The 12,717-nt window shown below is 33.8% G+C and carries 10 protein-coding genes and 2 pseudogenes; 4 read left to right on the plus strand and 8 right to left on the minus strand.

Annotation, left to right across the window (positions count from 1 at the left end):
* The 5 genes and pseudogenes from GO684_RS01890 to atpG all read right to left on the minus strand — a co-directional run.
* Positions 1-236 (minus strand): annotated as a pseudogene (locus tag GO684_RS01890) (hypothetical protein); the annotation flags it as partial.
* A gap of 555 nt (positions 237-791) precedes the next feature.
* Positions 792-2,018, minus strand: a complete 1,227-nt coding sequence (locus GO684_RS01895) for a DEAD/DEAH box helicase (protein ID WP_175938426.1) — start codon at positions 2,016-2,018, stop codon at positions 792-794.
* A gap of 43 nt (positions 2,019-2,061) precedes the next feature.
* The gene (locus tag GO684_RS01900) at positions 2,062-2,316 is read right to left on the minus strand and encodes a cold-shock protein (protein WP_175938428.1); all 255 of its coding nucleotides are present in this window, start codon (positions 2,314-2,316) and stop codon (positions 2,062-2,064) included.
* Positions 2,317-2,490: 174 nt separating this feature from the next.
* Positions 2,491-3,825: a TldD/PmbA family protein gene (locus tag GO684_RS01905; RefSeq protein ID WP_175938430.1), complete on the minus strand. Its 1,335-nt coding sequence runs from the start codon at positions 3,823-3,825 to the stop codon at positions 2,491-2,493.
* Positions 3,826-3,842: 17 nt separating this feature from the next.
* Positions 3,843-4,715, minus strand: a complete 873-nt coding sequence (gene atpG / locus GO684_RS01910; RefSeq protein ID WP_175938432.1) for an ATP synthase F1 subunit gamma — start codon at positions 4,713-4,715, stop codon at positions 3,843-3,845.
* A 194-nt stretch (positions 4,716-4,909) separates the two neighbouring features.
* Here atpG and GO684_RS05535 point away from each other — a divergent pair, with 194 nt between their 5' ends.
* Positions 4,910-5,032 (plus strand): hypothetical protein, encoded by a 123-nt coding sequence (locus GO684_RS05535; protein ID WP_255419644.1) that lies wholly within the window; start codon positions 4,910-4,912, stop codon positions 5,030-5,032.
* A 377-nt stretch (positions 5,033-5,409) separates the two neighbouring features.
* Positions 5,410-5,559: a hypothetical protein gene (locus GO684_RS01915; RefSeq protein WP_175938434.1), complete on the plus strand. Its 150-nt coding sequence runs from the start codon at positions 5,410-5,412 to the stop codon at positions 5,557-5,559.
* A gap of 156 nt (positions 5,560-5,715) precedes the next feature.
* Here the strand turns inward: GO684_RS01915 and GO684_RS01920 are convergent, their stop codons facing one another.
* Positions 5,716-5,958 (minus strand): hypothetical protein, encoded by a 243-nt coding sequence (locus GO684_RS01920; RefSeq protein ID WP_175938436.1) that lies wholly within the window; start codon positions 5,956-5,958, stop codon positions 5,716-5,718.
* A gap of 753 nt (positions 5,959-6,711) precedes the next feature.
* On the opposite strand from GO684_RS01920, the gene GO684_RS01925 reads away from it, so the two are divergent.
* Positions 6,712-8,019 carry an adenylosuccinate synthase gene (locus GO684_RS01925; RefSeq protein ID WP_175938489.1) on the plus strand — a complete coding sequence of 436 codons (1,308 nt, stop codon included), beginning with the start codon at positions 6,712-6,714 and terminating at the stop codon, positions 8,017-8,019.
* A 1,218-nt stretch (positions 8,020-9,237) separates the two neighbouring features.
* Here GO684_RS01925 and GO684_RS01930 read toward each other — a convergent pair.
* Positions 9,238-10,030 (minus strand): annotated as a pseudogene (locus GO684_RS01930) (transposase).
* A gap of 247 nt (positions 10,031-10,277) precedes the next feature.
* Complete coding sequence (locus GO684_RS01935; protein ID WP_175938438.1) at positions 10,278-11,006, minus strand: type I glutamate--ammonia ligase; 729 nt, start codon at positions 11,004-11,006, stop codon at positions 10,278-10,280.
* Between the two features lie 309 nt (positions 11,007-11,315).
* Between GO684_RS01935 and dnaA the strand changes: the two genes are divergently transcribed.
* Positions 11,316-12,698 carry a chromosomal replication initiator protein DnaA gene (dnaA, locus tag GO684_RS01940; protein ID WP_175938440.1) on the plus strand — a complete coding sequence of 461 codons (1,383 nt, stop codon included), beginning with the start codon at positions 11,316-11,318 and terminating at the stop codon, positions 12,696-12,698.
* The last annotated feature ends 19 nt before the right edge of the window (positions 12,699-12,717 follow it).

The raw sequence follows: 12,717 nt of genomic DNA on the forward strand, positions 1-12,717 counted from the left end.
TTCATACAATCAGTGTTAACACCCGGCACAAACAAGCTAGAACCCTCCCTATTTCCAGAATTAGTTATATTGTAGAGATAAAAATTCTGTCTACCTAATTTAAACTTTAACCTGTGTTCTGACACCTTTTTAGAACACCCTGTCCAACTTTCGGATGTGTGAATTGGTCTTGGCGTAATATATGAAAACTTCATTTTTTGCGTATCACGGTGTACTGTAGACTTGCTGATATTCAAGCCAAATTTTTCCTGAATGTCTTATTCTCATCTCTTTAATAGTAATATTGGGGTTTTCTTATTAGTTTTTCTGTGACATTGAAGGGGGAGTAAACAATCTTCTCTTCTAAGTTTAGGTGCTTTATCCATGCGGTTAGTGCTGTTCTTGAAATATAACTTTTACGGAGGGAATTAGTATTAGAACGCAGGTTGAAGTAAAGTTAGATGGGCAAAATTTTATTTCCACAGTGCAGTTAATTCTAGAGATGGAGAGAGTTTTAACTTATTTGTATTGAATGTTAACACTGATTATATAAATATATTTCTTGAACAAATGTTGCTCTATTTAAGAGCGTGAGCTGAGAGACTTCGATTGTATTAAAACAGAATGTTTTGCGTAATAAAGTCTGTAATACAGTTGCTTTGCTTGAGAGCGCTTTGTAGCAAGTTTATTACCTCTCTTTTTCACTCTGCAATGTCACTTATTTGGCCCACTAGTAATAAAAATTGGTGTCAATTTTCCAAAGCATTTTTTACTCTGGGATTTTTTAAGAATGGAAAGGGTGGTTAAATATATTAATACATCTTCTCTAGTGCTGTACTTTTCTTTTTAAAGGTACTAATTTTTTTTCTACCGTATTTAATTTTTAGTGTGCTTAGCCTTCTAGAAACCTTTTTACTGCTACGTTTCTTAAACTGCACATTGCAATCAAAATTCAGCTCTCCTTTTTTGTCTGTTAGTGCAGGCAGCCTTTTTTTATCTTGAGGGGTGATAAAGGAGAGTGCGTGCCCTTCAGCTCCAGCGCGTGCAGTTCTACCTATGCGGTGAATATAGTTAGCTTGTGATTGTGGTGCGTCATAATTGATAACGTGTTGGATGTGGGAAATATCAAGACCTCGAGAAGCAATATCTGTTGCAACCATAATTTGATTGTAGCCACGACGAAAGGAATTAATAACCCTCTCGCGTTTGTGCTGCTTCAAGTCACCATGAATTGCCAAAGCACTATGGTTGTCCTTGCGCAATTTGTAGGCCAGTTGATCTGCTCCTTGTTTTGTCTTGACAAAAATAATGGTCGATCCTTCACGTTGACATAGTTGTGTAACAAGCTTTCCATACTTTTCTAACTCTGATGCATAAACAATTTCTTGCTTAATTTTTGCAGGAGTTGTAGCTTCGTGCTCAACAAAAACACGTTCTGGCTGGTTCAAGTACTTCTCGGCAAGTTTAACTATATTACCAGGAAGAGCTGCAGAAAACATAAGGGTTTGCCGCATTTTTGGGAGATGTTTCATAATCCCTTCAATTTGAATTCTGAAACCCATATCAAGCATACGATCTATTTCATCAAGCACAAGAGTGCTGACATTGCTAGTCATCAGAGTTTTGCGTTCAATATGGTCTATAATACGGCCAGGAGTGCCTATTATAATTTGTGGCCTTCTCTGAAGCTGATTTTGCTGCCTGAAAATAGGCTCACCACCAATCAATAAAGCAATCTTTAGCACAGAGTTTTGAAACAAAAGCTTCCTTATTTCATTCGTTACCTGCTGCGCAAGTTCTCTGGTTGGTACGATAACTAAAGCTGAACTAGCGTTAGACTCACCTAGCAACTTAGCAATTAACGGAATAGCAAACGCCAAAGTTTTTCCAGTTCCCGTTTGAGCAGATCCAAGGATATCTTTACCCTTTAGAGCTAAGGGAATTGCCTGTGCTTGAATTGGAGTTGGAATAGAAAGACTATTTTTATCTAGAGCTTGCCCAAGCAATAGTGGAAGACCCATTTCGTAAAAGTCGTTCATGGTATACTAACTTTACTAAGAATTTTTATTATCAGAACGCGAATTAATCTCCTAACAGCTTCAAATTTATTGCAGATTTTTTTCCTTCTCCATTTCTACCGCGTTCCTCTTTAAGTTCATAGCTTACTCTTTCTCCTTTTATTCCTTTTTCCTTATTTTCTCCTCTGAGTGAATCAGGTCTTATTCCTGAACGTTCTAGCGTACTGATATGTACAAAAACATCACTGCCATTAACTTCTGGCTTAATAAAACCATAACCTTTTTCAGCATTAAACCACTTTATATTACCGAATTCCATTAAAAAAACTCCTCAAATTATTAACTAACATTACTAATGTGATGAAAAACTTTGAAATTACAATTGAGAATGCTGAAGCTCAGTTATTGAAACTAAACTTCCATATTTCATAGTCTATCTTTAACATTACATAACCACAATACACAATTGTTATACTTGATGCAACTAAATTTTCTAATTGTTAAGTGAACCTGCAACTGTCATTTCACTAATTTTAATCGTGGGTGAATTAAATTGCCCACAGAAAGTTAAATCATCCGCGACGACTAAGTTGCTAAACATTTCTTTTAAATTGCTGGCAACAGTAATCTCGTGTATTGGGTACGTTATTTTGCCATTTTCTATGAAAAATCCTGACGCGCCTTGACTGTAATCACCATTGATTAAATTGACACCAAAGCCAAATAAATCAGTTATATATACTCCCTCTTTCACTCCCTCAATTAATTCTTTGACTGATATATTGCCATTTTCGACGTAGAAGTTGCTAGCTGCAGGAATAATTGCAGCATTACTCGCACGAGTTGCACTTCCAGTTGTTTCTAAGTTTAACTTTTTAGCCGAGTATAGATCCAAAATCCAATTTTGTAGTACTCCGTTTTTTACAAATGTATTTTTCCTGCTGGTTATTCCTTCTCCATCAAATGGTCTTGATTCTATTCCCCTTGGTAACAATGGGTCATCAATAATGTTGATTCTATCATTGAAAACCTGAGTATTTAAACTATTTCTTAAGAAAGAGCTGTCGTTCACAATGCTGCTGCCATTTATAGCAGAGGCAAAACTTCTTATTAGCTCTTTTGCTGCTCTTTTTTCAAAAATAACCGGAAATTTACCAGTTTTAATTGTGCGTGAATTCAATTGATCAATTGCTCTTTTTGCTGCTTCTTTTCCTATTAACTCTGGCGATTTTAAATCACCAAAGTTACATGCTATATCGTAGTCATATCCAACCTTCATCTCACTTCCCCATCCAGCAACAACAGAAACCTGATTAGCAAAGATTGACTTACTGAATGAGCCGATGAAACCAGAAATAGTAGATAATACTGTATTTACTAAAATGTGTGAAGAAGAGGCTCCTTCAGAATTAATGATGTTTTTATGCGCAAGAGCTGAGTTTTCTGCAACTTTAACAGTTTCTTTTAGATTACCAATAGTTACAACATTATTATCTAAGACACATAAATCTTTAGAAGAGGTGCAATTATCTCTATCTATAGCAAAATTAATGTAAGGATCCTCTTGTGCATTTTTTGCCATTTCTACTACTTTGCTTACTGTATCACTAAGATTATTTAAATCGTTTGTAGAAATATACGCAGCTTTGGTTTTACCTGCTATAGCTCTAATTCCTATAGTGCAATTCTTAGATTGTGATATTTGTTCAATTTTTGATAGGCGTTGAGAAACTGAGATTTTGTTAGTTTCATATATTACAACCTCTGCGTCTTGATTTTGCTTTTTTATTAGCTTAATTATGTCTGCTGCAATATTTAATATATTCATTTTTGTTCCTGAACTTTCTATAAAGATTCTGCGCCACCTATCACTTCGATCAAGTCAGTTGTAATTGCTGCTTGACGAGAACGATTGTAAAGTAATGCCAGATTATTCAGCATCTCCTTAGTGTTTCTATTCGCCGATTCCATAGCAACCATTCTAGCACTATTCTCACTTGCTGCACTTTCAAGTAAAGCAGAGTAAAGGGCAGCTACAACGTGATTTTGAATCGAAGATCGTAAAATGAATTCAGTATTTGGTGGTTCGTATTCGTAGCTGTAGTCTATTGTTGAGTTGGTCAGAGAATCATCAATCAAAGATGAGTTTTTACTCCATGGTTTTATCATTTCTAAAATTGGCTTCTGTGTGAAGGTATTGAAAAATTTGTTATAGAAAACTTTAACCTTATTATATTTACTAAGGTTTATACTATCAACTAAAGCTTCTACGCGCTTTAGCGTGACCTCCTTACTATTTTCAATTTTTAAAATACTTTTAGAGTCGAACCTACTTTTACCTATATCAAAAGCTTTTTTACCAAGAAATACAATATCTACTCTTTTACCACTCGCAATCAATTTATTTATATACTCTTGGCTAAATTTTATAATAGAGGAATTAAAATTGCCGCACAAGCCACAATCAGATACAATGATAAACACTAGATAAGGATCATTATCACCAGTGTTGAAGATTTTTGCCAGTAATTCCTGGTCAGCTGATAATATTAGTGAAGAAATAATGCCATGTAGCTTGGACATATACAGTTTTGAATTTGATAACTTTTTTTGGCTCTGTAGTAACTTTACTGCAGAAACCATTTGCATTATTTTTGTAGTTTTCTGTACAGACCTAATGTTCTTAATTCTTAAGGATAATTCCTTTAAGCTCTTCATTTTGAATACAACTCTGGTTTATTGAAAATATATAATTATTCATGTTAAAAAGCAAGTTCTTTTGATGTGAAGAGATATAGTGCTTTCACATTTCTCTTTAATTTTTTAGCAATACTAATTTCCACCACATAAAGAACAGATAGACGATAATGGAAAAGAAGCCATACTGAAATAAGTAAAATAGCGAGATTTAAATGGCATTAAAATTATTGTATGAAAAAGTTGTGGAATCAGTAAAAGAAATGCTGAAGAAAATGCAAAATAACGTATATGTTGCAAAACTAAAAGCTATAATTGTAGCAAAAATCACGGCATAATAGCTATAGCAAAAATATATTTCATTTCAAGAACAGCACTAACTACATGGATAAAGCACTTATAATTTGAAAGAAAAGAAAAATTATTTGCTCCCCTTCAACGTTGTTGAAAAACTAAGTTGAATTAGAGTCAATCTGAACACGTTGAAGTATGAATACAAGAAAACCTTAATAATTGACATTAAAGAAATAAGAATAAGAACTCCAGGAAAAGTTTGGCTTGGATGTCAGCAAGTCTATAGTATACCTTGAATATACAAAAAATGAAGTTTTCGTATATCACGCCAAGATCAATTTATAATGAACAAGATGAAGATAGGCAGGAAGAGTGAAAAAAAACTTAATGAGACTATTTGTAATAACAATTCTCATTATTAGTGAGTCAAATAATCGTAGAGTTGTTTAATTGCAGAGTAAAAAAGAGGGGTAATAAATTTTCACAAATTGCCCTTAAGCAAAGCAATTGTATTATAGATTTTATTGTGCAAAGTGTTCCATTTTATATATATACAACCAAAATTTCTTAATAGGATTGGTGAGTACGGGTAGATATATAATCTCGATATTTTTAGGTACTTTGAATTTTTTGACTTATGCTGATTAGCACAATCCATAACAAGAAGGGCTTCTCGTATTCTTAATATTGCGACATTTGTTCAAGAAATATATTTATATAATTAGTGCTAACATTCGGTATAAATTAAGCTAGAGCCCTCTCTATTTCTAGGATTAACTGTAATGTAGAGATAAAAATCTTTTCTACCTAATTTTACTTTAACCTGTATTCTAACGCCCTTTTTAAACCACCTAATTTTCAACTTTCGAATGTGTGCTAAATCACGATTCATCAGAGAAAAATAACTCTTGTTTAGGATGCTTACCAGTAGTCTTATTAAGTTTTTTTTCCTCTTCCTGCCTATCTTCATCTTATTTATTGTAAATTGATCTTGGCGTGATATACGAAAACTTCATTTTTTGTATATTCAAGGTATACTATAGACTTGCTGACATCCAAGCCAAACTTTTCCTGGAGTTCTTATTCTTATTTCTTTAATATCAATTATTAAGGTTTTCTTGTATTCATACTTCAACTTGTTCAAATTAACTCTGATTCAATCTAGTCTTTCTACAACATTGAGGGGAGCAAACAATTTTTCTTCTCTTCCAAATTTTAGGTGCTTCATCCATGTGGTCAATGCTGTTCTGAAATGCAACACATTTTTGCTAAAGATATTCCGTGGTGCGTGGTAGAAGTTGCTCGCTCTCTGATCCTACAAATCGGCATACTATACCTTGAACGCTTTATGGGTGCGTTTCGGCTTATATAGGGAAAAACCTAGAAGTGTTGTGAAGGCATAAGGTGCACGTAGTGCAAAAAATTAAATATAAGGCGCCAACTACGTAATATCTCGTTGTTTAATCTGTACAGTTGAAGATAACTGAAAATACCTTCATGGCTTATGATAAAGGGCTGTCGAGTTTGTTAAGTAGTTTTTTGCATTTCTGTAAGCTACTTGAATTTCTGGAATCACGATATTCTTATAAATGTGGGCTAAGTGTCACTAAAATGATTCGAGTAATTGTTTAAAGAATTACTAAAATCTAGAAGCTCAGAACATTACTCCTTGTTATTTATAGAATGCTACATTAATATTTGCATGTTAACTCAGAAGATGTTGATGAATAATATTGTAATTGTTGGCCTACAGTGGGGCGATGAAGGTAAAGGTAAAGTGGTAGATTATCTTTCCGAAAATGCGGACGTAGTTGTAAGATTCCAGGGAGGAAATAATGCAGGACATACCATAGTAGTAGATGATGAGGTTTATAAATTAAATTTGCTACCTTCTGCTGTTTTAAGGACAGGTAAAATATCCATAATAGGGAACGGCGTTGCCCTTGATCCACATGCTCTAATTTCAGAGATAGAGTCATTGAAAATTAAAAGAATGAATGTCAATCCTAACAATTTAATGATATCGGAAAGCTGCCCATTAGTACTCAGTGTACACAAAGAAAAGGAAAAACTGTTTGAAGATCTAAATAAAAATTACAAAATTGGTACAACAAACAAAGGGATAGGGCCATGTTATGAAGATAAGGTTGGGAGAAGGGCTATACGCCTTTGTGACTTAGAAGACGCGGATGAACTCAACAAAAGGTTAGATACTCTTTTAAATTACCACAATGCTATCAGGAAAGGCCTAAGCTATCGGGTGATAAAGAAAGAAGAAATGTTAAAGGAAATTAAAGAAATTGCAGAAAAAATCCTTCCATATAGAAAGCCAGTTTGGAAAATATTAGGTAATCTTGTGAAAGAAGGTAAGAAAATAATATTTGAAGGCGCCCAGGGGACGTTTTTAGACATTGACCATGGAACATATCCTTTTGTTACTTCAAGTAATACCATAGCATCACAAGCAATGATAGGCTCGGGATTATTCTCCGATGCTTATGTTATTGGTGTAGCAAAAGCTTACACAACAAGAGTAGGTAATGGCCCATTTCCTACTGAGCAAAGGAATGAAATAGGAAATAGCTTATTCACTATAGGCAAGGAACTTGGAACAGTGAGCAATAGAAAAAGACGCTGTGGGTGGCTTGATGCAGTTTTAGTGCGCCAGGCAGTACAACTCTCTGGAGTTTCAGGCATTGTATTAACTAAGTTAGATGTCCTTGATTCTCTTAATAAAATTAAGATATGTACTGGTTATCAGTACAGTGGAAAAATGTATGATTATTTATCTGCATCACATTCAATACAGGAAGAATTAGAGCCAATATATGAAGAATTTCCTGGCTGGGAAAAAAGTACTCGAGGTGAAAAGTTAGCTGAGAAGTTACCTGTTAACTTGATAAAATATGTGAGAAGAGTAGAAGAATTAATAGGTATACCAATTCATCTGATTTCAACTGGTCCAAAAAGAGAGGATATTATTAAACTTAAAGATTTTAAATTTTCTGAGAGCGTTCTTGTATCTTATTAACTATTGCCTAATAAAAAAACGCTTGCATAGCTTTGTATAGAAAAGCAAAGAAGTTAAATTCAATTCCAACACTTGTAGTTACTTTCAGCACTTCATCATTAAAGTTAATATAAGGCAAGGCTTTAATAGCCTGGTTGCTCTTAAAGGGGAGTATATTTTTAGAATGATGTACAGGTGTGATGTGCTGAATACAATTACTAGTTATTTTAAGGCTTTCTTTAAAGAAAGCAGAGCAACAAAAGCAGAAGAAATAACAATCAGCCTATAGATACTGGACGAGCTGTAGAGATTAGTAAAGAATATGTCTTTACAGGTGTCTATTCTTTAGCAGATAATTTATATGTATTGCAGGATCTTGTTTTTCATGATGAGGAGGAACTAAGGGAACATGTTAGTTTTATTGTGCTGCCTGCGTTTGCACGTCTTGAAGAAAAGATCAAAAGGATGAAAGGAAGTTCTTTGGTAAAAACTTTGCTGTCCAAGCATAGAAAATAACGATTTACGTAAAAAGTTAGATAATCTTGTTAAAAGTTTTAGCAACATGCCTGGTTATGTCTTCTTAATCAAAAAAATGGTGACAGGTTTTAGACTAGAAAATCTATGGTACAAAGTATGTTTTTTAGAATTTTTAAAAGGGAAAACGAGCTTTGATATTGTATTGTCTAATTTAAAAAAAAACTCTAAGTGGAATGTTTATAATCTAATAACTGATACGGATTTTAAACAAGCTCATATAGAAAAAAGCAGTGGATGAAGAAGTTAAATATTTTAGTGAAAACTTTAGGAGGAATATGAATAAATATGTAAAATTAATACAGGAGGGAAAAAGTGTTGCAAATAGGTATTTAGAGAGAAAAAAGTAGCTTTTCAAGCCCGCTGTGAAGAAAATGACAATGCTGGTAGAGCCTTAAACGTTAATCTTATTAACCAAAATGGAAATGAGCTAATAAGAATCAATGATATTTCGCAGCAAGAGAAAAATGTTAGTGAGTTAAAGATCTATTGCAATAAAAAGTATAACATATACTTTTGTCAAGAAGATAAAGATATTATGAATTTGAAGAAGATGCGTGTTATAAAGTAATAAGCAAGTGACCCATGAACCCATAAAAGATGAGTCTGGGAGGATGGTTTTAATTTGTACCATGGTTATGGATATGTGGATAGTGAAGGCATAACCAAAATAGCAAAGTTTAGTGGTGATGCTTATGCTTATTGTTAATAGGTCAAATAAATGGCGTTGCAGAGCTGTTTCGTTGCGGAGTGAGAAAGAGAGGTAATAAATTTGCATGAAGTGCTCTCAAGCAGAGCAATTATATCATAGACTTTATTACCAGAATGTTCTGTTTTATATACAACCGAAGCCTCTAAACAGGATTAAGATCAGGTGAGTATGGTGGTAGATATATAATCTTGTCGAGTTCTTAAATATTGCGACATTTGTTCAAGAAATATATTCATACAATTATTGTAAACATCTGGTGTAAATAAGCTAAGACTCTCTCTGTTTCTAAAATTAACTGCCCGTAGAGATAAAAATTTTTTCTACCTAATTTTACTTTAACCTGTGTTCTGACGCCCTTTTTAACCACTCATTTCCAACTTTTGAATGTGTGCCAAACCATAATTCATCAAAGGAAAATAACTCTTGTTCAGATACTTACCAATAGTCTAATTAAGTTTTTTTTACTCCTCCTATCTATTTTTACTTGTTCATTGTGAATTGGTCTTGACGTAATATACGAAAACTTCATTTTTTGCATATAGGGTTTTCTTGTATCCATACTCAACTTGTTAAAATTGACTTAACTCAATCTAGTTTTTCTACGGCGTTGGTGGGAGTAAATAATTTTTCTTCTCTTCCAAATTTTAGGTGCTTTATCTATGCAGTTAGTGCTGTTCTTGGAATGCAACATATTTTTGCTACGGCTATTATGCTGGCTTTTTTGCTGCAATTACAGCATTCGGTTTTTTTTTCAACATATGCATTATTTCGCACTTCCTTCGGCATTTCTTTTGCTGATTCCACGACTTTTTCATCTAATAATTTTGATTTCAATGCTGTTAAACCTTGCTATTTTGCTTACTTTAGCATAGCTTCTTTTCCGTTGTTGTCTATCTGTCCTTGTGCGGTAGGAATTGGTATAAGCTTGATTATACCAGTCGAGTTAATAATAGCTATAATGCACGTGAACCAGGGTGTGGTAAGAGCAAGTAGTGTAACTTTTTTTGTTGGATCTATATCTGGTAGTTGGAGTTTATACTAAATTCTCCATCTTGTATTGAGGGTCAGATGCAATACCATATACTCTATTTGGTGGGGCAATTTTGTTCCCTATGCCAAAAATAATACCTTCGATTATTGCTGTAAGCACTTTTTCAAGGTTGCAATCTGCCCCAGGAACACGGTGTTCTAGACGGCACTTGCTACCGAGACAGGGAATTCTTATTGCAGCAGTTCTATTGTTCACGCCCCAACTAATTGTAGTTGGCGTGTGAATATCCGGATATTGAAACCTTAAATATGAATCATCGCTTGGAGCGAAAAATAGCATGTGTTCTTTCATCATAGCGCATAACCCACCAATACCATGAATCAAATAATCACTGTACTTTTGTTCATTGCAGTTAAATAAATTACTGTTGGTTGAATCTACCAAATTAACATGCACATTTAATGCACTGCCTGCTCTATCCAAATAGGGCTTTGCTTTAAAAGAAACATTCCCGCCAAGTTTTTGTGCTGTTTCAGTAAGTAATTCTTTTGCTAACTCAAAATGCTTAATTAAGTTGTTGAAATCATTATAACAACCACTTTTTATCTCATATTGATGTATAGAACTCTCTTTCTCGCAGGAAAGCCCAAGTAAAGCTATTTTGCTTTTAATACTATTAAGAAATAAATGCTCTCTCTCTATTCCTTCAATATAGAATTCTAATTCAATGCCAAATTCAGCGCAACAATTCAAGTTACTTAATATAATCATAAATTTGTTTCAGTAAATTCACATTGGGTTAGTCATATTTATACAAGTGCTTTACTTTTTTACCAACAGATTTAATGTCTTTTTTACGCATAATATATTATTACTTTTTTAGTATAGCGCTAATCCTTGACATAAGTAACGCTTTATTTGTTGAAATAAAAATGATCAATTTTAGTGCTTTTATACCCTTTACAACTCATTAAAAATCACCATAATTTTTAGTGTGTATTAAGTAGTACTAGCTTTTTGCAGCAAGCTGTTGATTATCTTATTACTTTTCTAATTATTGCTTTTGTCTTGGTATAGTGTATGAGCTTAATTAAGCCTAAGGTTTCTGCTATGTTTTTCGATCAAATTGTTACAGCAACAGATCATAATATTGCTTGGGAAAAAATCCAAAATCTCCTTTATAACTTTTATGGGGAAGCAACGTATAACAGCTGGTTAAGTTCACTTAAATTTGTTAGTAGTAGCAATGGGGAAGTTTTGTTATCTGCACCAACAAGATTCATAAAAGAGTGGATTACAGTTCACTACATGGAAAAAATATTATTATTATGGCAGAATGAAGATAAAAGTGTATGTTCTATTGATATTCAAGTAACCGAAGAAAAGAATTCAAGCTCTGGCATCATATTAAAAAGCAAAGAGGAAAGTGTTAATAATCTTGGTTCGCCACTGGATCCGAGATTTACTTTTGATAACTTCGTAGTGGGAAAGCCAAATGAATTAGCATTTACAGCTGCAAGGCGTGTGGCAGAGTCCATAGATCCGATACCAGGTAGCAATCCTCTGTTTCTATATGGTGGAGTGGGGCTCGGTAAAACACACCTAATGCATGCTATAGCTTGGCACATAGTTAATTCTCCATCAGCAAAAAGAAAGGTGGTATATTTATCAGCAGAGAAATTTATGTATCAGTATATTACAGCACTACGAAGCAAAGACATTATGTTATTTAAAGAACAGTTTAGATCGGTGGATGTACTGATGGTAGATGATGTACAATTTATTAGTGGTAAAGATAGCACACAAGAAGAATTCTTTCATACTTTTAATGCATTGATAGATCAAAACAAACAATTGGTTATATCAGCTGATAGGTCTCCTAGTGATCTTGATGGAGTAGAAGAAAGAATAAAATCACGGCTAGGTTGGGGGTTAGTGGCAGACATTAATGAAACAACTTTCGAGTTAAGACTTGGTATACTGCAAGCCAAAGTGGAGCAAATGAATATGTATGTTCCACAAGATGTTCTGGAGTTTTTAGCGAGGAATATAAGGTCTAACATAAGAGAATTAGAAGGAGCATTAAATAAGGTTGCCCATACTTCACTGATTGGAAGGAGTATGACAGTAGAGTCAGCTAGTGAAACTCTAATGGACCTTCTTAGATCAAATCATAGGTCAATTACAATAGCAGAAATACAAAAAAAAATAGCTGAGTTTTTTAATATAAAGGTTACAGACATGCATTCCAATAGAAGACTCCGTGGTCTTGTAAGACCAAGGCAGATAGCTATGTATTTTGCTAAGAAATTTACACACAAAAGCCTGCCTGACATTGGAAGAAGCTTTGGTGGTAGAGATCACGCTACTGTTATACATGCAGTGAAACAAATAGAAAACTTTATAAAAACCGACTCGGAATTTGCTGATGAAATCAATCAGTTAAGAAAAATGTTTAAGTAGAGTACTTAAAGTTGTAACT

It is taken from the genome of Wolbachia endosymbiont of Litomosoides brasiliensis (assembly GCF_013366805.1).
Lineage (GTDB): Bacteria > Pseudomonadota > Alphaproteobacteria > Rickettsiales > Anaplasmataceae > Wolbachia.